This is a genomic window from Mesorhizobium amorphae, assembly GCF_014843845.1.
Lineage (GTDB): Bacteria > Pseudomonadota > Alphaproteobacteria > Rhizobiales > Rhizobiaceae > Mesorhizobium > Mesorhizobium amorphae_A.
In genome coordinates, this window is the sequence record NZ_JHQS01000056.1 from 70,416 (window position 1) to 92,106 (window position 21,691).

Here is a 21,691-nt window from a genome sequence, read left to right on the forward strand (position 1 = left end):
ATGGAGAAACCGGTGACGACCTCGGCGCAAGCGACCGCGCTTGCCTGCATCGACGGCATCCAGCCGCTGCTGTCGGTGTGGACGCGCACCATCTTCGACTTCGGCGAGACCGCCTGGCGCGAATACCAGTCGGCCGCCTGGTATGTCGATCGGCTGAAGCGCGAGGGCTTTTCTGTCGAGGAAGGCTCGGGCGGCATGCCGACCGCATTTTGTGCCCATTGGACGAACGGCGTCGGCCCGACCATCGGCATGTATGCCGAATATGATGCCGTGCCCGGCAATTGTCAGGACGCGGCGACGGTGCAGCGTCCGCGCCCGGGCCTCGGCCGCGAGGCCGGCGGCCACACCGATCCGCATTCGGGGCTGGGCATTGCCAGTCTCGGCGGCTTGCTCGCCACCAAGGCGGCGATGCAGCAGCACGACATTCCGGGCACGTTGCGCTTCACCGGCGAGCCGGCCGAGAAGGTGAGGGGATCGAAGCCGATCCATGCGGCGAAAGGCTATTATGACGGTCTCGCCGGCATGATCTCCTTCCACCCTTTCTACATGCTGCCGCTCTGCAACACGGCGCGCTGGGACACGCATTGCGGTGCCGCCTACGCGATGATCTACCGTTTCATCTGCGACCGGCCGGAGCGCTGGGCGAGGCCGGCCGGCGGCGCGGCCCCCATCCCGCAGTCGCATTCCGCGATCAGGGCGCCCGGCGCCAACGACGCGCTGATGATGATGTACATGGCCTCGAAGGCGCTGCGCGATTCCATGCTGCCGCACCAGGGCGGCTGGTCGATCAGCGAGGCGATCCTGACCGCCGGGCAGGCAACCGCCGACAATCTGCCGGCGGGGCTCTCCGAGATCCAGTACATGATCCGCGTGCCGACGCTCGAGATGGCCGAGCAGGTCACCGCCGTGCTCGACCGCAACGCCGAAGCCGCCGCGACGATGAGCGGCTGCCGCTACGAGCGGCATTTTGTGTCGAAGTCGCGGCCGGGGCTCGCCAACCACGCCATGGCCGGCATTGCCTATGAGGCACTGTCGGCGGTCGGTCCGCCCCGCTGGGACGAAGACGCCAAGGCGGTCGCGCGCGAGATCCAGGTCAATGCCGGCCGCATGGGAAGCGACGAGCCGTTCATCGACGAACTGGAGCGGCTGATCGAGCCGCAGGCGGCGGAAGCCATCCTGCGCCGCGACCTGCCGCCTTCGCAGGTGAATTCGACCTCCGATGACTACACCGACATGTCGTGGCACGCGCCGACGGCGCGTTTCTATGTCGCCCGCCCGGCGCTGCGCTCGGAGACCGGCTATCCCTATCCGTCCTGGGTGATGAATGCGCTGGGCGGCATCCCCGCCACCATCGACCCGATGGTCATCTGTGCGGCGAAGACGATCGCGCTATCGGCCCTTCGTCTGCTCGAAGACAAGGCCGCCCGCGACGCGGCGATGGATGAATTCGTCGCCCGCACCGGCGGTGGCATTGGCGGCACGAACTGGATCGCGCCGCTCTGCGACTACGAACCGCCGATCAACTTCCGCTGGCCGGAATATGTCACCACACCGCGCGGGCGCGACTGGTGGATACCGAGCGGCCAACCCAATCAAACCGCATGATCAAAGCACGAGGAGAACCCCATGACCGTCCATGACCGCATCGTCGCCGAACCGTTCTCGCTGCAGCGCCGCAACCCGGCCGGCGGCACCAAGCCGCTAACCGCCTGGGGCTTCGCTAACGAGACCGACGTCTTGACCGACGTGCTGCTCGGCTCGCCCAATTTCCTGCGCCATCTGTCGACCAGCTCGCTGTCGCGCAAGCATCTGCGCGAGGCGCCCTGCAACGTCCAGATCGCGCAGGCGCAGCACAAGGACCTCGTCGCCGCCTATGAGCATTTCGGCGTCAACATCCACTGGCACGAGCCGACGCCGGAACTGCCGATGCAGGTCTATTCGCGCGACTCCAGCGTCATGACGCCTTATGGCGCCTTCATCACCGCCATGGCCAATTGGTGGCGGCGCGGCGAGAACTATGCCGCCATCCGCACCTATGAAAAGCTCGGCATCCCGATCTACGACATGGTCACCGCCGGCACCTTCGAGGGCGGCGATTTCAACGTCATCGAGGAGGGCGTCGTGCTGATCGGCTGCGGCGGCGCCCGTACCCAGGAAGAGGGCGCCCGCCAGGTGCAGGCCTGGTTCGACAAGGAAGGCTGGGAAACCCGCATCGCCTTCATCGACGAATACTACGTCCATATCGACCTGATGGTGGTGCCGATCGCCGAGAAGCTGACCGCCGTCTGCCTCGCCTGCACCGAGCCCGGCATCGTCGACTGGCTGAAGGGCAAGGGCCACGAGATCATCGACGTGCCCTTCCAGGACACGATGGCGCTCGGCTGCAACTTCATGTCGCTGGGCAAGGACAGGGTGATCGCGCCGACCTCCAGCCAGACGCTGATCGGCCAGCTCAGGGCGCGCGGCTTCGAGGTGGCGGCGATCGACATGAGCGAGATCTCCAAGACCGGCGGCGGCATCCACTGCATGGCGCAGGCGCTGAAGCGTGAGCCGGCGTAGGGGCGGTTCGCATAACTTGCGCGACGGCTAACATAAGAGCACACTTAAAAAATCAGGGAGGGGCGCTCACCAGCAAAAACGGGAGGAAACCATGACGGGCATGAGCCTCACCACGCTTGAACGCGGCAAGACGATAATCGATGCCGCGGCCCTCGAAGCACTTTCGGCACAGATACGCGGCACGGTGCTGCGGGAAGGCGACGCCGCCTACGATGACGCACGCAGCATCTGGAATGCGATGGTCGACCGGCGGCCAGGCCTGATCGTCTGTTGCGTCGGCGCCTCCGACGTCGTCGTCGCCGTGAATTTTGCCAGGGAAAACGGACTTCTCGTCTCCGTGCGCGGCGGCGGCCACAACATCGCCGGCAGCGCCGTCTGCGATGGCGGCCTGATGATCGATCTGTCCATGATGAAGTCGGTGCGGGTCGATGTCGCGGCGCGGCGGGCCTGGGTCGGACCCGGCGCCACGCTTGCCGATGTCGACCGCGAAACACAGGCCTTCGGACTGGCGGTGCCGACCGGCATCAACTCGACCACAGGCATTGCCGGCCTGACGCTGGGCGGCGGCTTTGGCTGGATCACCCGCAAATTCGGGCTGACCATCGACAATCTCGTCTCCGCTGACGTGGTCACCGCCGACGGCAAGCTGCTGCGCGCCAGCCACAACGAAAATCCCGACCTGTTCTGGGCGCTGCGCGGCGGTGGCGGCAATTTCGGCGTCGTCACGGCGTTCGAGTTCCAACTCCACCAGTTCGGGCCGCAAGTGCTGTCGGGGCTTGTCGTCCATCCGTTCGCCGATGCCGACAAGGTGCTGCGCGAATATCGCAAGGCGCTGGAAACCGCGCCCGACGAACTGACCTGCTGGGTGGTCATGCGGCAGGCCCCGCCGCTGCCCTTCCTGCCGGAGGAATGGCACGGCAAGGAGGTGCTGGTGCTGGCCATGTGCTATTGCGGCGACATCCAGACCGGCGAAAAGGCGACGCAGACGCTTCGCGCCATCGGTACGCCGATCGCCGACGTCGTCGGCCCCAATCCGTTCACCGGCTGGCAGCAGGCCTTCGACCCGCTGCTTGCGCCCGGCGCCCGCAACTACTGGAAGAGCCATGACTTCACGGAGCTTTCCGACAGTGCGATCGAGGTCACCACGGCGGCTGTATCCCAGCTTCCGGGTCCCGAATGCGAAATATTCTTCGGCCATGTCGGCGGGGCGGCGGGCCGCGTCAGGGCAGATGAAACGGCGTTCCCGCAGCGCAGCTCGCATTTCGTCATGAACGTCCACGCCCGCTGGCGCGAGCCGGCAATGGACAAGGCCTGCATCGACTGGGCCCGCGGCATTTATGAAGCTGCACGGCCCTATGCCGCCGGCACGGCCTATGTGAACTTCATGCCGGAGGACGAGATCGACCGGGTCGAAGCGGCCTATGGCGACAACTATCGCCGGCTGCTGGAGATCAAGCAGCGCTACGACCCGCAGAACCTGTTCCGCATGAACCAGAACCTGCGTCCGAAGGAAGGTCTGCGCGCCGCCTGAGACCGGCATCCGTCCGGGACGGCGCGGGCAGCCGCGCCGTCCCGCCAATGGATTGCACGGTGGCGGCGCGGCCGTCAGCCCAGGACCGGCGGCGTGTCGTCATAGCTCAGCGTCACCAGTTCGGGGTGGCGGTGGGCAAGCGCGACGATCTGCGTCTCCAGCTCGCAATTATAGGCCATCAGCGCCTTCACCGTTTCGAGTGGGCTGGCGTAGCGGGCGATCAGCTTTTCCGCCTCGGCGTGAAGCTCCGCCTCGGCGTCGGGGTCGAGATGCAGGATGCTCATTGCGGCCGCCTCGGCGCCGAGAGCGCATCGAGGCGCTGCTGCAAATGTCCGTTGAGCACGATCATTTCCTTCAGGGCTTTCACCGCATCGCCCTTGTAGTGCGCGATGAAATTTTCGGCGGTTGCCTGCAATGCCGCCTCCTGGCGGCTATCCAGTGTCACGATCTGGTCCATGTCAAACACCTCCTTGAACCTGGTGCCGACAGTGAACAAAAAGGGAACAAAAATGTCAAGGTCGAATTGACTTTGTCAGGAATGAGTTCCTATTTTTAGCAATGCCTGATACGGATGGAAGACGAAAGCGCGGCAACGCCTGGACGCTCGGCAAATCGCACGAGAGAGGCGATCTCATCCTCATCCGCTGCGGTCACTGCAACATCAAGCGCTGGTATGAGCCGTCCGATCTGATCAGGCTGTTCGGCGATGTCGACATCGACCTGATTGACGGTCACATGCTTTGCGAACAGTGCCGCAACAAGGAATTCGTCCGTGCCGAAGCCCGGCACCTCACCGCACGGGAACGCGTCGGTATCCGGGTGCGGCGTCTGGCCGAGATAAGGGTGGTTCGCCGGGTGGTGTGGAAGGATGAAGAATGAGGAGCGCGGACAACGCCCCCGTTTCCCTCGTCAACAACACATCGCCCGCGCCGCTCGGGTTGGCGTGGTGGTGGGCCTCGGCGATTACCGCGGCTGATAATCATCGAACCAGAATGATGAGTGGCGTCGCGAGATTGTTCCCACCGACGGCAAGGGAAAATGCGACGTCATGACGATGCGGCCATTGTCCGAGCAAGCCTCCAGGAATGCCCACCGCGTCCGACGTGCCTGATCAGGGTCCGCGTCGTACAGAAAGTTCCAGTCGGGGTAAATGCACTGCATCGGCCAATGCATGAGATCGCCGGAAAACACTGCCCCTACGCCTCGAGATCTCAGGCCGATGGCTACGTGCCCCATGGTGTGGCCCGGCGTCGGCTCCAGCCACACTTCGCCATCGAGTTCATGGTCCATATCGACAAGCACAGCCCGGCCAGCCTCGACGATTGGCAGTACATTGTCCTCATAAGTCCGTGTGGCATCGCCGGAGGCCGCCTGTGCAGCCTCGTACTCGCGCCGCGCCATGATGTAGCGGGCGTTGGGGAATGTCGGTATCCAACGTCCGTCCACCAATCGTGTGTTCCAGCCGCAATGGTCGACATGAAGATGGGTGCACAGCACGTAGTCGATCTGCTCGGGAGCAACACCGGCATTCGCCAGCCGCTCCAAAAAGGTACCATCATTGCGGCGATGCCAATGCGGGAAGTCTGCGATCGTCTTGTCGTTGCCGACGCAACCGTCGACCAGAATGGTGTGGCGTCCGGTACGAACCAGAAAACTCTGGATGGGAAGAATAAGCCGGCCGGTTGCCGGCGATATCAATCGGGGCGTGAGCCAATTGAGATGCGGTGCGAGTGCTTCGTCGGTGCAGTCGGGGAACCATTCCGACGGCGTCCGCAGCGGGTCGCACATCTCCAGAATTCTGGTTACCCAAATATCCCCGATTCTCCAGGCATCCATCGGTGCGATCCTTCTTCGATCCAGGGACGGAACGATAGATATAACATTTGCGGCCATCTGGCGTCAGAACATCGCGCCGCGCTCACTGCGTCAGCGACCGCGCCGCATCTGCTCCTGCGGCAAGGATACGATCCGACAATTCCGTCCCCTCCACGGCACGGGCCAGTTGAAGAGCGCCAATGAGGGTTGCAAAGATGCCGAGCGCAACGCTCTCCGGATGAGGGGTTCGCGGCGGTAGATCCGCCGACACCTGGCGCACCAGGGTCAGCAAACGCTCGGTATAGAGTTGACGCGTTTCGGCTGGCTCGCGCGCGATTTCCGGCAGCAACGCGGCCGAAGCGCAGCCTTTCCCAGGATTGTCTCGGTGCGCCGCCGACAGATATGCGTCTATGGCCATTGTCAGACCGCCGGAGGCCAATGCTTCCCGTATCTGGTCGGATTGATCCTCCAGGGCCGCCGCCACGGTTTGACGGACAAGCGCCGCCTTGGATTGAAAGTGGGGATAGAAGGCCCCGTTCGTCAGCCCGGCGTCGCTCATGATTTTTGCGAGCCCCGACGCCGCGATGCCGTCACACCGAAAACGCTCAGTGGCGACCTCCATGATCCGGCCGCGCGATGCGTCCTTTCGACCCTTTTCGTAGCGCATGGTCTCTCCTTTCAGATTTGCCATTGCATTATGATCATAATCTGATATTACAATCATAATCCAATCGGTAGAAACAAGCTAGATCCTTTTGGTGGCAATCCACTCTGAGAGAAGGAAAACGAAAATGACCAAAATCGATCGTGGCGTCGCGCTCGTCACTGGAGCGTCGACGGGCATCGGACGGGCAACGGCCAGAGCTCTGCAGCTTGCCGGCTTTCGCGTCTTTGGAACCAGCCGCCGCGCGGTCGCCGACAGGTCCGACGGCATTACCATGCTGACTTGCGATGTGACCGACGAGGCCTCCGTGGCAAGACTGGTCGATGAGGTGCTGGCCAGGGCCGGGCGCATTGACCTGCTCGTCAACAATGCCGGCATCGGTTTGCTCGGAGGTGCCGAGGAATCCTCGACCGCCCAGGCTCACGCGCTGTTCGATGTGAACGTTTTCGGCGTCCTCCGGGTGACGAACGCGGTGTTGCCGATCATGCGACGTCAAGGAAAGGGCAGGATCGTCAATATGAGTTCGATTCTGGGTCTGATCCCGTCTCCCTTTAACGCGCTGTATGCCTCGACGAAGCATGCCATCGAAGGCTACTCCGAGTCGCTCGACCACGAACTGCGCACTTTCGGAATTCGGGTGGTGCTGGTCGAGCCCGGCGTTACCCGCACGGCGTTCGAAGAGAATGTCACGAAACCTGATCGGCTGCTTCCCGTCTATGATTCGGTGCGCCCTCGTATGGAAGCGTTGATGCGGAAGTGGATAGAAGCCGGCGATGCCCCCGACATTGTCGCAAGTACGGTGGTGAAAGCCGCGACGGATGCAACACCGCGCAGGCGGTACACCGCTGGAAAACAGGCGGGCCAGGTTCGGTTCCTGCGCCGTTTCCTCCCCGAATCCATGGTCGACAAGAGCCTGCGGAAGTTCAACGAACTGCCGGTTTGAAGCGGGCTAAATGGGCCGGAGTGATCCACCGATTGTCGATCGGTCTTTGGTCGCGAGCCTGCTCGGGTTAGCCCTTAGAGCAACGACAGTTGGCTGTCTGTGTCGCCCGCCGGAAACTTGATCTGCGTGGCCGGCTTCTCGACGATCACCAGCGCGTCGTCAGGCGCCGTGCGCTGCAGCTTTCTCGCTTCGGACCACGGCGCACTGAGCCACGTCTCCGTCTCCTCCGGCGAGGTCAGGATGACCGGCATCGCCTTCTCGTGGATCGGCGCGATCAGCGCATTCGGCTTGGTGGTCAGGAAGCCGTAGAGCTCGTGCTCGCCGGGTCCCTCCTTGACCTTGCGCACGCCCTGCCAGTGCGTCCACAGGCCAGCGAAGAAGAACAGCGGGCGCTCTTCGCCGAGCGCGAACCAGTAGTTCTTCTGCACACCTGTCTCCGGATCTTTTTGACCGGGCGTGGGGCTCGGTTCGGCAAAGCTGGTCACCGGCACGACGCAGCGGTTCTCGACGCCGAGAAAGGGCTGCCAGTGGCCATATTGCGGGTTGCGGATGTTGGTCGTGCCGGAATCGGCATTGCCGCGCATGCGCTCCGGCGGCGTCGGCATGCCCCAGCGCAGATTGGCAAGCTCGCGCGCTCCGTCGGCCGCGTTGCGCACCACCGGCGCGAACTGGTTGGGATAGATGTCGACCGAGGGCTCGAGGTTGCCGGCGATGTCGCGCAGTGCGCGGGTCCACTGGCGGATGGCTTCCTGGCTGGTGGTAATGTTGTAGAGGTTGCACATATGAGCAGAATTGCGGAATTGGCCCGGCTCCGCAACGGGGGCGTGGGTCGGGCCGGCGCACTTTCAGAGATCCGCACGGGCGAGGTCGGTGGCCCGGCTGCCGGGGGGGATGTATGGGTTGGCCGCCGGGCCTGACCGGCTTCTGCGACCTCGCCGGCTGATATGAACATGCGCTGAAGCTAATGTAAGGGCAATATCGACCAACGGCCCTGGTAGCCTAGGACCAATGCACCACTAGTCCTGTTTCGACGCGCCGGCATTGAACTTGCGCCGGGCGTTTTCCAGATGCTCGCGCATTGCTCGTCCCGCCGCTTCCGGGTCGTGACGCTCGATCGCCTCGAACACCGCCTGGTGGCCGGCGAAACTCCGGCGGTTCTCGACCTCTGTGTTGGCCATGTGGATGCGCTGGTTGATCAGCCATTCGACCAGCGCCTCATGCGCGGCGAGGAAGATCGGATTGCCGGGGACCTCGGTCAGCACGCGGTGAAAGGCGACGTCGGTGACGGCGAAGGCGCGGGCGCGGGGGATGGCACGCTCGTTCTCGGCAAGGGCCGCCGCAAGTGCCGCGATCTGCGCGGATGTCGCCACCTCGGCGGCATGGCGCGCGATGGAAACTTCGAGGAACAGGCGCAACTGCTCGAAATGGCCGATGCCGTCGGGCTGGTCCATCAACAGATGCGCCGTTCCGGTCAGCTGCTCCAGCATGCTGCGCGGCGTCGGCCGCGTCACCTTGGGTTTCTCGCCGCTGTTGATGCGCACCAGCCCCATCTTCTCCAGCGCGAACAGCGCCTCGCGCACCGAGGGGCGGCCGACATCGAACATCGTCATCAGTTCGCGCTCGGACGGCAGCGAGGCGCCGACCGGATAGACCTCGTCGCGGATCATCTCCTCAAGGCGCAGGCGAACCTCGTCCGACAATTTTTTTCGTACCGGCATATTGTGCATGGTCTACCTTTTAAGCTATTATACCAGTCACGCAAGTGAGGACTTGCGTGACCGAAGGGTTGGAGCGCCGCTGGCTGATGGCGCGGCGGCCGGCGCGACAGGCGAGGCCTGGCGCGGGAGCAGGCCCGGAGCAGGGGGCATGGCCCCCAATTTCGGCCGCCGGAAAACAACGGGAGGAGAATTCCATGAGACGACTGTTGATGAGCCTTGTGCCGGCGCTGGCCATGATGTTTGCCGCCGGTGCCGCCAAGGCGGATGGCGGCACGTTCCGTTCGGCCATGCGCACCGGCTGCATCGAGATGGGCACGCTGCACACCACCTGCGGCCATAGGCTCGACGAGACGGTGCTGCAGGGCCTCGTCCACATCAAGTGGACCGGCGACGACGTGCAGCCGATGCTGGCCGAAAGCTGGAAGACGCCGGACGGCGGTAAGACCTACATCTTCAACCTGCGCCATGGCGTCAAATGGCATGACGGCACGGCCTTCACCGCCAAGGACGTGGTGTTCAGCCTCAACCTCTACGCCAACCCCAAGGTTGGCTCGCCCTGGTCGCAGAAGCTTGGCGCGGTGGCCGGATACAAGGCGTTTCAGGATGGCTCCGCCTCCTCGCTTGCAGGGGTGAAAGCACTTGACGACATGACCGTCCAGGTCGAACTCGACAGCGCCAAGCCGCTCTGGGTCCAGTTGCAGCTTATCGCCATCAGCATCTTTCCCGAACACATTCTGGGCAAGGTCGCGCCGCAGGACATCAAGGGCAACACCTTCTGGGTCAACCGCGTCGGCACCGGCCCGTTCATCTGGAAGAAATACGAGAGCGACCAGTATGTCGAGGTCGACCGCAATCCCGACTATTTCCTCGGCGCGCCCAAGCTCGACCGCATCATCTACCAGATCTACAAGGACGTGCCGCCGATCATCGCCGCACTGGAGACGAAGGAAGTCGACGCCATGTCCTATGAGGGCGGCGGCGTGCCGATCTCCGAACTCGCCCGGCTGCAGAAGCTCGACTATCTGACGGTGCTGCCGAAATTCTCCGCCGGCCTGCCGACCTATCTGCAGTTCAACCTGGCCGACAAGCGCTTCGCCGATGTCAGGGTGCGCCAGGCGATGCTCTACGCCATCGACCGCAAGGCGATCATCGAGACGGTCAAGCAGGGCGCCGGCGAATTGTCGAACACGCTGTTCCCGCAGGACTGGGCGCGCGCCAAGGACCTCGAGCCCTATGACTACAATCCCGACAGGGCCAAGCAACTGCTTGCCGAAGCGGGCTGGGACGGCAGCCAGCCGGTCGATTTCATCTACTATTATTCCGACCAGATGAATGTCGACACCGTCACCGCCATCCAGAGCTATCTGGCCGCCGTCGGCGTCAACGTCCAGCCGCGCCTGCTCGATCCGGCGGCCATCAACCAGGTCTATGCCGACGGCACTTTCCAGATGGGCTTCTTCGCCAACGGCATGGGGCTCGATCCCTCGCTCGGCTCGCCGCTGGTCGTCTGCGGCGCCAAGCCGCTGGGCTTCGGCTACTGCAACCCGAAGCTCGACGAGCTGTTCAACAAGGGGCTGGAGTCGGCGGATCGTGAGGTGCGCGCCGAGGCGTACCAGGAAGCCTCGCGCATCCTCAACAAGGAATTGCCCAAGGCCTGGCTGTGGAACGAGGTGCGTCCGCTCGCCTTCAACAACCGCATCGTCGGCCTCGCCCAGCACTTCAAGGAACAGCCGCTCGTGATCTTCAACCACGCCGTCTACAACGAAGTCGAGAAGTGGGAAGTGGCCAAGTAGGCCGCCGAGCATGCTCGACTGCCATGGGGCTCCGGCCCAGCGGAGCCCCATGATTCCCCGCTTTCAACACTCGCGCTTGGCATAGGAGAGGCCGGTGCTCAGCTATCTCTTGCGCAAGCTCCTGCTCGGCGTGCCGGTGCTGTTCGGGGTCACGATCATCGTCTTCGCCATCGCCCACGCCATGCCGGGCGATGCGGTGCTGGCGATGATCACCGCCGAGGCGCCGTCGAGCGAGGAGCTGATCGCCATGCGGCGCGGCGAGCTCGGCCTCGACCAGCCGCTCTACATCCAATACCTCAACTGGATCGGCCAGATCCTGCACGGCAATCTCGGCCGCTCCTTCGTCAATGGCCGCAGCGTCGCCGCGATCATCGGCGAACGGCTGCCGATGACGCTGGAGCTGATGGGCGTGGCGCTGCTGGCCGCCTTCGTCATCGGAACCACGCTGGGCGTCATCTCCGCGCTCAGGCAATACAGGCTGACGGACTATTCGCTGACGCTCGGCGGCTTCGTCGGCGTCTCGATCCCGGACTTCTTCATGGGCCTGCTCTTGGTCTATGTCTTTGCGCTGGAATTGCGCTGGCTGCCCTCATCGGGCATCTCGACCGCGGGCGACAGCTTTTCGCTGGCCGACAATCTCAGGCACCTGATCCTGCCGGCGGCAGCACTTGCTCTGTTCCGCGCCGCGATCTTCATGCGCTATGCGCGCGCCGGCATGCTCGAAGTGCTGAACCAGAGCTATATGCGCACCGCCAGGGCCAAGGGGCTCAAGCCCAGCACCATCGTGCTGCGCCACGGCCTGCGCAACGCGCTGATCCCGCTGGTCACCGTCTTTGGCCTGGCGTTGCCGACTTTGTTCGGCGGCTCGGTGGTCATCGAGACCATCTTCCAGTGGCCGGGCATCGGCCTGATGTTCATCGACGCGGTGGTCAACCGCGACAGTCCGGTGATCATGGGCTACGTGCTGATCACCGCCATCATTGTCATGCTGGCCAACCTTGCGACAGATCTCGCCTACAGCGTGCTCGACCCGAGGGTGAGCTATGACTGAGGCCGCCCTCGATACCGGCATTACCGCAGGCGCCTCGCGTGGCCTGTGGGGCGAGGCGGCGCGCCGCTTCCTGCACCACCGGCTGGCAACGGTCGGGCTGGTGGTGCTCACCATCATCGTGCTCGCCTGCATTTTCGCGCCGCTGATCGCCCATTACGGGCCGAACGACATCGACCTCAGGGGTCGTAACCAGCCGCCGGGCGGCGTCCATTGGCTTGGCACAGACGGCACCGGGCGCGACATCTTCGCCCGCATCCTTTATGGCGGCCGCATCTCGCTGTCGGTGGGCTTTATCGCCGTGGCGATCTCGGCTGCCATAGGCATCTTCGTCGGCGCCGTCGCCGGCTATTTCGGCGGCAAGGTCGACCTCTTCCTGATGGGCCTGATCGACATGGTGCTGACCTTTCCGCGCCTGGTCATCATCATCGCCTTCGTTGCCGTGGTCGGCCCCAGCATCCTCAACACCATGCTGGTCATCGGCCTGCTCAGCTGGCCCTCCATCGCCCGGCTGACGCGCGGCGAGATTCTCTCGCTGCGCAACCAGGAATTCATCCTCGCCGCTCGCTCGCTCGGCACCTCGCCCTCGGTCATCATCCTCGAGCACATATTGCCCAATGTGCTGAGCCCGATCCTGGTGGCGATCACGCTCGACGTGGCGACCGTCATCCTGCTCGAAGCCTCGCTCTCCTTCCTCGGTCTCGGCGCGCAGGCACCGGCCGCCAGCTGGGGCAACATGCTGCGCGACGCCCGCACTTTGTCGATCCTGGAGAGCCAGCCCTGGATGTGGATCCCGCCCGGCGCCATGATCGCCATTGCCGTGCTCAGCATCAACTTCGTCGGCGACGGCCTGCGCGATGCGCTCGATCCGCAGCACATCATCGGCGGAGGCGGCAAATGATGCACGCCGATACGCTTGCGCGTGACAAGGTGGAAGCGGCCGGGCAGCGGCCCTTGCTCGACGTGCAAGGGCTGAGCGTCGCCTTCGGCCCCGAGGGCCGCGCGGTCTATGCGGTCAACGACGTCTCCTTCCAGCTCGCCGAGGGCGAGTCGCTGGCCATCGTCGGCGAGAGCGGCTCCGGCAAGTCGGTCACCATGCAGACGCTGATGGGCCTGATCCGCAAGCCGCCAGGCCGGGTGACATCAGGCCGCGCACTGTTTCGCGGCCGCGACCTGCTCGCCATGCCGGACAGCGAGCTGCGCCAGATCTGCGGCCGCGACATCGCCATGATCTTCCAGGATCCGATGTCGTCGCTGAACCCGGTGCTGACCATCGGCCTGCAACTGACCGAAGCGCTACGCGAGCACCAGGGACTCAGCGAAAGAGAAGCCGAGCGTCAGGCGCTCGACATGCTGGACCTCGTCGGCATCGCCAATGCGGCGCAGCGCATGCAGGCCTTCCCACACCAGTTCTCTGGCGGGCAATTGCAGCGCATCGGCATTGCCATGGCGCTGGTCTGCAAGCCCTCGATCCTGATCGCCGACGAGCCGACGACGGCGCTCGACGTCACCATCCAGGCGCAGATCGTCGAACTCGTCGCCCGCCTGCAGAAAGAACTCGGCATGGCGATCATCTGGATCAGCCATGACCTCAGCCTCGTCGCCGGCTTCGTCGAGCGCGTGGCGGTGATGTATGCCGGCAGTCTCGTCGAGACCGCACCGGTGGAGCGGCTGTTTGCAGCGCCCACCCATCCCTACACGATCGGCCTGCTCAACTCGATCCCGTCGCTGACGGCGGCAAACACCAGGCTGGTGCCGATCAAGGGCGCGCCGCCCAACGTTACGCTACCGCCGACCTTCTGCGCCTTCGCGCCGCGCTGCGACCATGCCGTCGCTCGCTGCCGCGAGGCAAAGCCCGTGCTGGAGCCGGTCGTATCGGGCCATGCCGCTGCCTGTTGGCGCTGGCGCGAGCTGCAAGGCTTGCCGCGCACGCCGGAAGCAGTCATGGCGACCGCAAGGGCATCCGGCGCCGCGCCAAATGAGCCGCTGCTCACCGTCTCTGGCCTGAAGGTGCATTTCCCGATCCGCCGCGGCGTACTGAGGCGCCAGGTCGGCGCGGTGCGCGCCGTCGACGGCGTCAGCTTCGAGGTGCTGCGCGGCGAGACGCTGGCACTGGTCGGCGAAAGCGGCTGCGGCAAGTCGACGACCGGCCGCGCCGTGCTTGGCCTCGAACGGCCGAGCGAAGGTGAGATCCTGTTCGAGGGAAAGGACTATGCCGAGGCGACGGCCGAGCGGCTGAAAGAGCGCCGGCGCGACATGCAGATGGTGTTCCAGAATCCCTTCGCTTCGCTCAATCCGCGCATGACCGTCGGCCGGATCATCGGTGAGGGCTTGCGCGCCCAGAAGATCGGAACGCGCACGTCGCGCGAGGCGCGCGTTAGCGACCTGCTGGCGTTGGTCGGTTTGCGCGAAGCGCTACGCGACCGCTACCCGTTCGAGCTCTCCGGCGGCCAGCGCCAGCGCGTCGGCATCGCCCGCGCGCTCGCCGGAAGCCCTAAATTCATCATCGCCGACGAACCGATCTCGGCGCTCGACGTCTCCATCCAGGCGCAGATCGTCAATTTGCTCGACGATCTGAAGACGCGGCTTGGCCTGACCTATTTGTTCATCGGCCACGATCTGTCGATGATCCGCTATCTCAGCGACCGCGTCGCGGTGATGTATCTCGGCCGCATCGTCGAGACTGGCTCGACTGCGGCGGTATTCGGCACGCCGCTGCACCCCTATACGCGGGCGCTCTTGTCGGCGATCCCGGTGCCCGATCCGAAGGCCGGCGGCACGCGCCGGCGCATCGTGCTCGGCGGCGGCGTGCCCGATCCGTCGAAGCCGCCATCCGGCTGCCATTTCCATCCGCGCTGCCCGAAGGCGACCGAGATCTGCGCCAAGGTGGCACCCGAGCCGCGCGACTTCGGCTCATCCGCCTCAGGGCAACACCTCGTCACCTGCCACCATGCCGGGGAGGTGTAAGCGATGCCTTCAGAGCGAAGCTGGTTGCCGAAAAGGTCATGCCGAAACAAGACGATAGAGCCGTAACCGGAATCAACAGATCAGGCTCCGATGTCCCTGAGAAAATCCTGAAAGCACCGAGGGTCCAACAATGACGAGAGAATTGGCGGGCATGTATGCCGCCTTGATGACCGGCCTCAGCGACGCGGGCGAGTTCGATCCGCAGCGCCAGCGCAACATCAACGACTATGTGCTGCGCCAGGGGCTGGCCGGCCTCTATGTCGGCGGCAGCAGCGGCGAGTCCGGCCTGCTGACGGTCGACGAACTGCTGGCGCAGCAGGAACTGGTCGCCGAGAACGCCAAGCCAAGTGGCACAACGCTGATCGCCCATGTCGGCATGCCCAATCTGCGTGATTCCGTTCGCCTGGCGCGGCAGGCCGAGAAGCTGGGCTACCACGCGCTGTCGGCGCTGCCGCCGCATTCCTACCCGTTCTCCGACGAGGAAGTGTTTGGCTATTACCAGGCCTTGGCCGGTGCCACCGGCCTGCCGCTGATCGTCTACGAGATCCCCTTGCGCACCGGCCGGCCGCTGCCGCTGGCGCTTCTGGTGCGGCTGCTCGATATCGCCAATGTCGTCGGCATCAAATATACCTCCACCGACCTGTTCAAATATTCGCTGCTGCGTAAGCGACAGCCGCAAAAACTGTTCTATTACGGCTTTGACGAGATCTATGCCGCCGCCGGAATGCTCGGCACCGAGGGCGGCATCGGCACCACGTACAATCTGCTCGGGCGGCTCTATGTGGCGGTGGACCAGGCGGTGCGCGCCGGCGACCTTGCCCGTGCCCGCACCCTGCAGATGGTGTCGCAGGACTTCGTCGAGGCGCTGATGGAAACCAGCGTGCTGCCCGGCATGAAGGCGGCCTTCCGCGTCATCGGTGTCGACTGCGGCCCCACGCGGGCGCCGATGGCACCGGGCGTCAGCGACGCAGAAGCCCGCATGCGCGAGGTCCTGGCCCGCCCGGCGATCCGGGAATGGCTGGCCTGAGGCAAGCGACGCCGTTGAAGCTCAGGCTGGTGCGTAACGCAGCAGCGTCACGCCTTGGGAAAGGCTTTCCGTGCCAAGCGGCGTCAGCGTAAGCGACAGGCCGGCGTGAAAGTACGGCTTGCCGCCGCCGAGCACGACCGGTTGCATATAGAGCCGATACTCGTCGATGAGGCTCGATCGTGCCAGATGCGCGGCCAGTTCGGCGCCGCCGACGCCGATCTCACCATCCGTCTCCGCCTTGAGATTCCTGGCCACGGTCTCGGTGTCACCGCTCGCCAGCCGGGCGTTCGGGCCAACGTCCCGCAGCGTCGTCGAAAACACGATCTTCGGCGTTTCCCGCCAGGCACGGGCAAAATCCCGCTCGACTTCGGCGCCGGTCTCTCGGTCCGGGCTGTCCCAGAAGCGCATCGCCTCATACAACCGTCGTCCGCAGAGCATGACCGAGGTCTGTCTCATCTCGTCATTGAAATGCTGGTGCAATTCTTCTTCGGGCACCGGCAAGTCGATGTTTCCGTCCGGCCCGGCAATGTAGCCGTCCAGCGACATCAGCATGGAATAGATGATCCTTCCCATCGGGGTCTCCTTGTTTCACCAAGGATATAAAACAGATTGCATTTTGCAATCGGTTTTCACGTGACGGATAAAAGTCACCCGACGCGGCGCAGCGCCGAAAGGAACAGCAAAAGCAGCGCCAGCGCATTGAGGCAGGCGGCGGCCGCATGCGAATATTCCCACTGCCGCCGCAGCACCTCCCAATTGTCGGGCAGCATGGTCCAGTTGCTGGTCGCCCGGTTGACCGGGAAGGTGAACGTCCAGAAAGCGAACTGCGTGGCGCCGATGGCGATGAAGGCGAGGGCGACGAGGCCGAAGGCGCCGCCCGAGCGGTAAAGCAGAACCGCAAGTGCCGCGGTCGACAGAAGCGCTCCCAGCACGACGATGCCGAACAGGCTCCAGCCGTCATAGGCGCGCTGGGCGGCAAGGTAGCTGGTGCCGTCGAGCCCAAGCTTGTTGAACATCGCAAAGACATGCGCGCCGGCCGGCACGAAGGCCAGCGCCGCGAAGATGAAGCTCACCACCCTCAGACCATAGATCGCCATGCCGATCCTCCTTTCGAGGAGACAGCTAGCGCGGCAGGCAGGCTAGGGAAGGAGACGAGGCGGCTGGCGGAACTGCCGGAGAAGGGAACCTGTCGGTCGCCCCTGCCGTTGTTCCGTAAGCAGGGAGGTGCGTTATGAACAAGTTCGGCAAGGACAACATTCCGCGAGACGATCAGGCCATCGACCCGGACAACGTGCTGGACGTCGAGGCGCTGGCGCTGCGAACCGGCATCACCGGTGACCAGGCGCAGGCGCTGGTCGACCGCATCGGTAACGATCGCGCTGCATTGGAACAGGCGGCAAGGGAGCTGAAGCAGCAGGAAAGTGAAAAACCGTGACGGCCAACCGCAAATCCGTACGCAAGTCAATGACCGAAAGCGTGGAGCGGAAGGCCATGCGCCTGGCCGAGACCACCGATGTCTCGCCCAAGCAAGCCAGGGATTTGATGCGCGAGCACGGCAAGGACAGCGAAAAGGTCGACAAGGAGGCGAGGAATTTCAAGGCTGAAGGCTGAGCCTTCGACGCCTCTGTTCAGAAGCCGAAGAACTGCTTGCCGACCATGTAGCCGAGTGCCACCACCGCCAGCGGGAACAGCGCCGGCGCTACCTTGCCGAGGGGCGACGGCCTTGTCTCGTTGGCTGGACTGTTGGGCTTGGCGTTGTTGAGATTCTTGGTCATTGGCTCGTGGTCGACGATCAAGCATATTAGCTTGTCCTCAATAGCTTAATTTTTGGCAAACAGCATTTGGCAAACGAGTGGCTGGTTGGTCGTTTGTCCTGCCGCCAGGCCTTCGCCGGACACCGCGTATGGTCGCGCAAACCACTCGTGGCCGCGCGCACCAAAACGCGCCGGCAAGGGCACCACACCCAATATTTCATTAGTGAAATCTAATATGATCGATCCAAATGGCTGTTCCGCGCGGCCGCTCGTGCCGGGGTTTCTTGACTTGATCAGCAAAAACGGGCAGCAAGGCAGGCGAGGGAGAGCATTTTTACCATAGCGAAGACTGTGGAGGGCTCTTTTTTCGTATCGACCGCCGTGCAATCGGCGACCGATGGAGGGATTGGTTAACCAACTTTGTCCATCTTTTGATTCAATCGGCAACAGACGCAGGAAGGTGCAGGGGGCACCAGGCGAACTGTAATCGAGACGGATGCCAGGCCCATAAGCCGGCACGCCGATTGAGAGTGGTTGTATGGCGTTTGTGCGTTTGAAAGACCGGGGTGACAATCCTGATCGTGGATTGACTTCGAAGAAGCCCGGCCTGCGCTGGGTCGCGGTTCCCGCCGTCGGCGCGGTGATCGCTCTTTGGTCGGTGGCGACCATGGCCGGCCTCGATTCCGTCGGCACCTCGCTCACCGCCGCTTCCAGCGGACTGCCGCAAAGCCTGCTTGCGCCCAGAACCATTGCGTTTGCCGATCCGCGCCGGACGCTCGCCTGGGCACCCGCCAACGGCCGGCCAGCTTCCCTGCTCGGCCAGTGCGATGCCGGCTGCCTGCGCGCGGCTTCCAGCTTCGCCCATGACGGCAAGATGGCGCGGCTGCAGCCGGCGGCAAAGCCGGACAGTATCGCACCGAAGACAGCGGATGTCGCAGCGCTTGCCACTTTGCCCGGCGACCGCTTCGACGGCGTGGTGGCGAGGGCAAAACTGTCGCCGCAAAAGCTCGCTGCCGCCTTTGCCCGCGCGCAAAACGGGCCCCTCATGCTGGCGAGCCTGCCATCCGATGCCCGCTTTGCCGAGCCCGTTGTTCGCCTGCCCGACCAAAACGGCCCGGCATCGGTGCGCTTCGGGCCGCAAGTGGCGGAGATCGAACGCTCGTCGCGCCTGGCCCTTGCGCTGGCCAATGCCATGCCGGAGGCCGCCGATATGTTGTCGCCGCCGCCGTCCGTTGCGCTGGCGGCGCCTGACACGCAGCAGGCCGAGGTTCAGGTAGCCTCGCTGCCGCCACAGGACGAGATGCCGGACGCAATTCCGTTGCCGACTGGCCGGCCGCAGGCGGAGATCGACCAACCGGCCCAATCTCCCAAGATCGAGTCCCCCAGGGCCCGTGCCTCCAAGACAGAGACCGAGGCGCCAAAGGCTCAAGTCCCAAAGGCGCAGGCTGCAAAGCCCACCAAGACCCAGTCGGCCAAGGCCGCGGATGTGCCGACGGCCGAGGCACCGCGCGCGCCGGCCCTGTCGCCACGCAGCGCCGAGCACGGGGTCCTGCCGGGCGTGCAAGCCAACCAGGTCGTGCAAGCCAGCCAGGGCAAGCCGGCCAAGCCAGCCAAGCGGTCGAAGGCTCAGGACGGCGAAATGCTGGCCTATGCCAAGCCTGACATGCCCGAGCGCGGCGCAGGCGGCGTGTTCGGCAATTTGTTCACCAGCCGGCCCAGCATGGGCGATGGCGTTGCCGTCTACGACATCTCGGCGGCGACGGTCTACATGCCCGATGGCTCGAAGCTCGAGGCGCATTCGGGGAAGGGCGCCATGGTCGACCAACCGCGCTTCTCCAACCGCAAGAATTCCGGCCCGACGCCGCCCGACACCTACAATCTGTCGATGCGCGAATCGCGCTTCCACGGCGTCGAGGCCATCCGGCTGACGCCGACCAGCGGCAGGAACAAATATAACCGCAACGGCCTGCTCGCCCATACCTATCTGCTGCGCAACGCCCCAGCCCAATCCAGCGGCTGCGTGGCCTTCAAGGACTATGGCCGCTTCCTCGCTGCCTTCAAGAAGGGCAAGATCAAGCGCCTCGTCGTGGTGCCGCGCATGTCCAAGCCCTTGACGCAGGTCGCCCAGGAAGGCCGCCAGGGCTAGCCGGACATCACTGCGTCATTTCCGCCAGCGCCCGCTGCAGCGGCGCCGGCGAAATCTGGATCGGGCCCGAGAACGGCAGGTCCATGTCCAGGATCAGATAGAGTGCCGAGGCGACCAGTGCTGCCGACACGATGAAGGTGCCGACGACGGTGGCGTTGCGCGGTGCCCGGAAGCCGAAGCTGGCGAAGATCAGCGTCAGCCAGGCGACGAGCAGCGCGATCAGCGGCGCGGGGATCGCACCTTCCGACTGTTCGATAAGCACCCAGCGTCGCTCGATCACCTTCTGCAGCTGCTGGGCCGCACTCTGCAGCAGGGCCGCATGCCTGGCCTCCGGCGGCGTCAGCGCCGCCAGCATGTCGCCGACCTGGTTGAGCAGCAGCTCGGACAGCCGGTTGGCGACGGCCGGAGTCTGCTGGCTGGGGGAGGTGGCATCGACAACCCGCTGCGCGTAGGCGGCGAGCGACTGGCGTGCCGGGTCCGTCTCGGGTCCGTATTGCCTGAGCGAGCGGTCGAGCAGGATCAGTTCCGTTGCGAAGGCGTGGACGTTGTGGTCGATGGATTCGAACGTGTTCTTGGCCGAATTGATCATCAGGCCGAGCACCAGCGAAGACATCACCACGAACAGGTTCGCGGCATGCCGCACGACGGCGCTCGTGTCGTCCTGGCGATGGTGGCTCGGAAATCTCTCATAGATCATCAGGCTGGTCAGCGAAGCGCCGGCCAGACAGATGAAGATCCCCAATCCAATCAGGCCCTCCCTCATGGCTGATATTGCGCACGACATTGGGCAAATGTCGCGCTGAATCATTTTGGCAGAACTGGCGGCTACGGCGTTGCGCGAAAAGCGCTTTCAATGCCAGCCGAAGGCACTATGTATGATCGGGGCGGCTCCGGCTTCACACCATCAAGAGGATGTCATGACAATACGCGCTGTCGTCTGGGGCGAGAATATCCATGAGCGCACCAATGAGGTGGTCGCCTCGATCTATCCCGAAGGCATGCACGCCACGATCGCCAGGGCGTTGAACGCGGACACTGGCATTTCCGCCTCGACCGCGACGCTGGAGCAGCCGGAGCACGGCCTGCCGGCCGCGCGCCTGGCCGAGACCGACGTGCTGGTCTGGTGGGGCCACAAGGATCATGGCGCCGTCGCCGACGAGGTGGTCGAGCGCGTGGCGCGCCGGGTCTTCGAGGGCATGGGGCTGATCATTCTGCATTCCGGCCATTTCTCGAAGATTTTCAAGCGGCTGATGGGCACGCCCTGCACGCTGAAATGGCGCGAGGCCGGCGAGCGCGAGCGGCTCTGGGTCACCAGCCCCAGCCACCCGATCGCCGAGGGCATCGGCGAATATTTCGAGCTCGAGAACGAGGAGATGTATGGCGAGCAGTTCGCCGTGCCGGAGCCGCTGGAGACGGTGTTCATCTCCTGGTTCCAGGGTGGCGAGGTGTTCCGCTCGGGGCTGACCTACAGGCGCGGCGCCGGCAGCATCTTCTATTTCCGGCCGGGCCATGAGACCTATCCGACCTATCACGATGCCACCGTGCAGAAGGTGCTGCGCAACGCCGTGAAATGGGCGCACAACCCGCAGGGTGCGAAGCCGGCCATCCTCGATGCGCCGAACGTGCCGGTCGACAAGGCGCTGGAGCCGATCGTCGAGCGCGGCGGAAAACTCCACGCCACCGGCGAAGCCGGCTTCCGCTGAGGACGCCGGCGCGGCCTGATCGT

Annotated in this window: 25 protein-coding genes; 14 read left to right on the top strand and 11 right to left on the bottom strand. The window is 64.4% G+C overall.

From position 1 onward, the window contains the following. From DH08_RS22730 to DH08_RS22740, 3 genes are all read left to right on the top strand, one after another. Window positions 1-1,605: a zinc-binding metallopeptidase family protein gene (locus DH08_RS22730; protein ID WP_192181416.1), complete on the top strand. Its 1,605-nt coding sequence runs from the start codon at window positions 1-3 to the stop codon at window positions 1,603-1,605. Between the two features lie 21 nt (window positions 1,606-1,626). Next, window positions 1,627-2,559 (top strand): dimethylarginine dimethylaminohydrolase family protein, encoded by a 933-nt coding sequence (locus DH08_RS22735; RefSeq protein ID WP_192181417.1) that lies wholly within the window; start codon window positions 1,627-1,629, stop codon window positions 2,557-2,559. 91 nt (window positions 2,560-2,650) lie between these two features. Continuing rightward, window positions 2,651-4,090: an FAD-binding oxidoreductase gene (locus DH08_RS22740; protein ID WP_192181418.1), complete on the top strand. Its 1,440-nt coding sequence runs from the start codon at window positions 2,651-2,653 to the stop codon at window positions 4,088-4,090. A gap of 74 nt (window positions 4,091-4,164) precedes the next feature. On the opposite strand, the gene DH08_RS22745 is transcribed toward DH08_RS22740, so the two are convergent. Together DH08_RS22745 and DH08_RS22750 are read right to left on the bottom strand one after the other, a co-directional pair. Next, window positions 4,165-4,374, bottom strand: coding sequence for a hypothetical protein (locus tag DH08_RS22745; protein WP_006201519.1), 210 nt, complete (start codon window positions 4,372-4,374; stop codon window positions 4,165-4,167). Continuing rightward, window positions 4,371-4,547 (bottom strand): hypothetical protein, encoded by a 177-nt coding sequence (locus DH08_RS22750; RefSeq protein WP_006201518.1) that lies wholly within the window; start codon window positions 4,545-4,547, stop codon window positions 4,371-4,373. Before DH08_RS22750 ends, DH08_RS22745 begins: the two co-directional genes overlap by 4 nt. A gap of 101 nt (window positions 4,548-4,648) precedes the next feature. On the opposite strand from DH08_RS22750, the gene DH08_RS22755 reads away from it, so the two are divergent. Beyond that, complete coding sequence (locus DH08_RS22755; protein ID WP_192181419.1) at window positions 4,649-4,969, top strand: hypothetical protein; 321 nt, start codon at window positions 4,649-4,651, stop codon at window positions 4,967-4,969. 84 nt (window positions 4,970-5,053) lie between these two features. On the opposite strand, the gene DH08_RS22760 is transcribed toward DH08_RS22755, so the two are convergent. Beyond that, complete coding sequence (locus DH08_RS22760; RefSeq protein WP_192181420.1) at window positions 5,054-5,926, bottom strand: MBL fold metallo-hydrolase; 873 nt, start codon at window positions 5,924-5,926, stop codon at window positions 5,054-5,056. Between the two features lie 82 nt (window positions 5,927-6,008). Continuing rightward, on the bottom strand, window positions 6,009-6,572 hold the full coding sequence (locus tag DH08_RS22765) for a TetR/AcrR family transcriptional regulator (RefSeq protein WP_192181421.1): 564 nt from the start codon (window positions 6,570-6,572) through the stop codon (window positions 6,009-6,011). A gap of 124 nt (window positions 6,573-6,696) precedes the next feature. Between DH08_RS22765 and DH08_RS22770 the strand changes: the two genes are divergently transcribed. Continuing rightward, on the top strand, window positions 6,697-7,512 hold the full coding sequence (locus DH08_RS22770; RefSeq protein WP_192181422.1) for an oxidoreductase: 816 nt from the start codon (window positions 6,697-6,699) through the stop codon (window positions 7,510-7,512). A gap of 74 nt (window positions 7,513-7,586) precedes the next feature. Here DH08_RS22770 and DH08_RS22775 read toward each other — a convergent pair whose 3' ends face one another. Further along, a complete protein-coding gene (locus tag DH08_RS22775; protein ID WP_192181423.1) occupies window positions 7,587-8,294 on the bottom strand; it encodes an SOS response-associated peptidase in 708 nt (235 codons plus the stop codon). Window positions 8,295-8,528: 234 nt separating this feature from the next. Then, the gene (gene nanR / locus DH08_RS22780) at window positions 8,529-9,239 is read right to left on the bottom strand and encodes a transcriptional regulator NanR (protein WP_192181424.1); all 711 of its coding nucleotides are present in this window, start codon (window positions 9,237-9,239) and stop codon (window positions 8,529-8,531) included. Window positions 9,240-9,424: 185 nt separating this feature from the next. On the opposite strand from nanR, the gene DH08_RS22785 reads away from it, so the two are divergent. The 5 genes from DH08_RS22785 (at window position 9,425) to DH08_RS22805 (ending at window position 16,065) form a co-directional block, all read left to right on the top strand. Beyond that, on the top strand, window positions 9,425-11,023 hold the full coding sequence (locus DH08_RS22785; protein WP_192181425.1) for an ABC transporter substrate-binding protein: 1,599 nt from the start codon (window positions 9,425-9,427) through the stop codon (window positions 11,021-11,023). A gap of 94 nt (window positions 11,024-11,117) precedes the next feature. Then, a complete protein-coding gene (locus tag DH08_RS22790; RefSeq protein WP_192181426.1) occupies window positions 11,118-12,074 on the top strand; it encodes an ABC transporter permease subunit in 957 nt (318 codons plus the stop codon). Further along, entirely contained in the window at window positions 12,067-12,972 is a 906-nt protein-coding gene (opp4C, locus tag DH08_RS22795; RefSeq protein WP_192181427.1) for an oligopeptide ABC transporter permease, read from the top strand. Before DH08_RS22790 ends, opp4C begins: the two co-directional genes overlap by 8 nt. Further along, window positions 12,969-15,038, top strand: a complete 2,070-nt coding sequence (locus DH08_RS22800) for an ABC transporter ATP-binding protein (RefSeq protein ID WP_210328840.1) — start codon at window positions 12,969-12,971, stop codon at window positions 15,036-15,038. The genes opp4C and DH08_RS22800 overlap by 4 nt, the downstream gene beginning before the upstream one ends. Before the next feature lie 130 nt (window positions 15,039-15,168). After that, entirely contained in the window at window positions 15,169-16,065 is an 897-nt protein-coding gene (locus tag DH08_RS22805; protein ID WP_192181428.1) for a dihydrodipicolinate synthase family protein, read from the top strand. Window positions 16,066-16,086: 21 nt separating this feature from the next. Here the strand turns inward: DH08_RS22805 and DH08_RS22810 are convergent, their stop codons facing one another. Together DH08_RS22810 and DH08_RS22815 are read right to left on the bottom strand one after the other, a co-directional pair. Beyond that, window positions 16,087-16,638, bottom strand: coding sequence for a dihydrofolate reductase family protein (locus DH08_RS22810; protein ID WP_192181429.1), 552 nt, complete (start codon window positions 16,636-16,638; stop codon window positions 16,087-16,089). Window positions 16,639-16,712: 74 nt separating this feature from the next. Next, a complete protein-coding gene (locus DH08_RS22815; protein ID WP_192181430.1) occupies window positions 16,713-17,162 on the bottom strand; it encodes a hypothetical protein in 450 nt (149 codons plus the stop codon). Window positions 17,163-17,296: 134 nt separating this feature from the next. Between DH08_RS22815 and DH08_RS22820 the strand changes: the two genes are divergently transcribed. Both DH08_RS22820 and DH08_RS22825 read left to right on the top strand, forming a co-directional pair. After that, the gene (locus DH08_RS22820; RefSeq protein ID WP_192181431.1) at window positions 17,297-17,500 is read left to right on the top strand and encodes a DUF3606 domain-containing protein; all 204 of its coding nucleotides are present in this window, start codon (window positions 17,297-17,299) and stop codon (window positions 17,498-17,500) included. After that, window positions 17,497-17,676 (top strand): hypothetical protein, encoded by a 180-nt coding sequence (locus DH08_RS22825; RefSeq protein WP_192181645.1) that lies wholly within the window; start codon window positions 17,497-17,499, stop codon window positions 17,674-17,676. Before DH08_RS22820 ends, DH08_RS22825 begins: the two co-directional genes overlap by 4 nt. Window positions 17,677-17,693: 17 nt before the next feature. On the opposite strand, the gene DH08_RS22830 is transcribed toward DH08_RS22825, so the two are convergent. Continuing rightward, window positions 17,694-17,840, bottom strand: a complete 147-nt coding sequence (locus DH08_RS22830) for a hypothetical protein (RefSeq protein ID WP_006201500.1) — start codon at window positions 17,838-17,840, stop codon at window positions 17,694-17,696. 45 nt (window positions 17,841-17,885) lie between these two features. Next, window positions 17,886-18,488 carry a hypothetical protein gene (locus tag DH08_RS22835; RefSeq protein ID WP_192181646.1) on the bottom strand — a complete coding sequence of 201 codons (603 nt, stop codon included), beginning with the start codon at window positions 18,486-18,488 and terminating at the stop codon, window positions 17,886-17,888. On the opposite strand from DH08_RS22835, the gene DH08_RS22840 reads away from it, so the two are divergent. Beyond that, window positions 18,487-19,965: a tlde1 domain-containing protein gene (locus DH08_RS22840; RefSeq protein ID WP_246800964.1), complete on the top strand. Its 1,479-nt coding sequence runs from the start codon at window positions 18,487-18,489 to the stop codon at window positions 19,963-19,965. The two genes, DH08_RS22835 and DH08_RS22840, sit on opposite strands and share 2 nt — an antisense overlap. Window positions 19,966-19,972: 7 nt before the next feature. On the opposite strand, the gene DH08_RS22845 is transcribed toward DH08_RS22840, so the two are convergent. After that, window positions 19,973-20,728, bottom strand: coding sequence for a bestrophin-like domain (locus DH08_RS22845; protein WP_192181432.1), 756 nt, complete (start codon window positions 20,726-20,728; stop codon window positions 19,973-19,975). 154 nt (window positions 20,729-20,882) lie between these two features. Between DH08_RS22845 and DH08_RS22850 the strand changes: the two genes are divergently transcribed. Further along, window positions 20,883-21,668: a ThuA domain-containing protein gene (locus DH08_RS22850; protein ID WP_192181433.1), complete on the top strand. Its 786-nt coding sequence runs from the start codon at window positions 20,883-20,885 to the stop codon at window positions 21,666-21,668. Window positions 21,669-21,691: the final 23 nt, after the last annotated feature.

Coding starts and splice junctions, on each gene's coding strand:
- DH08_RS22840 (WP_246800964.1), top strand. CDS start 18,487: ATGGCCGGCCTCGATTCCGTCGGCACCTCGCTCACCGCCGCTTCCAGC.
- nanR (WP_192181424.1), bottom strand. CDS start 9,239: ATGCACAATATGCCGGTACGAAAAAAATTGTCGGACGAGGTTCGCCTG.
- DH08_RS22755 (WP_192181419.1), top strand. CDS start 4,649: ATGCCTGATACGGATGGAAGACGAAAGCGCGGCAACGCCTGGACGCTC.
- DH08_RS22830 (WP_006201500.1), bottom strand. CDS start 17,840: ATGACCAAGAATCTCAACAACGCCAAGCCCAACAGTCCAGCCAACGAG.
- DH08_RS22850 (WP_192181433.1), top strand. CDS start 20,883: ATGACAATACGCGCTGTCGTCTGGGGCGAGAATATCCATGAGCGCACC.
- DH08_RS22770 (WP_192181422.1), top strand. CDS start 6,697: ATGACCAAAATCGATCGTGGCGTCGCGCTCGTCACTGGAGCGTCGACG.
- DH08_RS22805 (WP_192181428.1), top strand. CDS start 15,169: ATGACGAGAGAATTGGCGGGCATGTATGCCGCCTTGATGACCGGCCTC.
- DH08_RS22775 (WP_192181423.1), bottom strand. CDS start 8,294: ATGTGCAACCTCTACAACATTACCACCAGCCAGGAAGCCATCCGCCAG.
- DH08_RS22800 (WP_210328840.1), top strand. CDS start 12,969: ATGATGCACGCCGATACGCTTGCGCGTGACAAGGTGGAAGCGGCCGGG.
- DH08_RS22735 (WP_192181417.1), top strand. CDS start 1,627: ATGACCGTCCATGACCGCATCGTCGCCGAACCGTTCTCGCTGCAGCGC.
- DH08_RS22765 (WP_192181421.1), bottom strand. CDS start 6,572: ATGCGCTACGAAAAGGGTCGAAAGGACGCATCGCGCGGCCGGATCATG.
- DH08_RS22810 (WP_192181429.1), bottom strand. CDS start 16,638: ATGGGAAGGATCATCTATTCCATGCTGATGTCGCTGGACGGCTACATT.
- DH08_RS22815 (WP_192181430.1), bottom strand. CDS start 17,162: ATGGCGATCTATGGTCTGAGGGTGGTGAGCTTCATCTTCGCGGCGCTG.
- DH08_RS22760 (WP_192181420.1), bottom strand. CDS start 5,926: ATGGATGCCTGGAGAATCGGGGATATTTGGGTAACCAGAATTCTGGAG.
- DH08_RS22845 (WP_192181432.1), bottom strand. CDS start 20,728: ATGAGGGAGGGCCTGATTGGATTGGGGATCTTCATCTGTCTGGCCGGC.
- DH08_RS22745 (WP_006201519.1), bottom strand. CDS start 4,374: ATGAGCATCCTGCATCTCGACCCCGACGCCGAGGCGGAGCTTCACGCC.
- DH08_RS22820 (WP_192181431.1), top strand. CDS start 17,297: ATGAACAAGTTCGGCAAGGACAACATTCCGCGAGACGATCAGGCCATC.
- DH08_RS22730 (WP_192181416.1), top strand. CDS start 1: ATGGAGAAACCGGTGACGACCTCGGCGCAAGCGACCGCGCTTGCCTGC.
- DH08_RS22750 (WP_006201518.1), bottom strand. CDS start 4,547: ATGGACCAGATCGTGACACTGGATAGCCGCCAGGAGGCGGCATTGCAG.
- DH08_RS22740 (WP_192181418.1), top strand. CDS start 2,651: ATGACGGGCATGAGCCTCACCACGCTTGAACGCGGCAAGACGATAATC.
- DH08_RS22785 (WP_192181425.1), top strand. CDS start 9,425: ATGAGACGACTGTTGATGAGCCTTGTGCCGGCGCTGGCCATGATGTTT.
- opp4C (WP_192181427.1), top strand. CDS start 12,067: ATGACTGAGGCCGCCCTCGATACCGGCATTACCGCAGGCGCCTCGCGT.
- DH08_RS22835 (WP_192181646.1), bottom strand. CDS start 18,488: ATGGTCGCCACCGACCAAAGAGCGATCACCGCGCCGACGGCGGGAACC.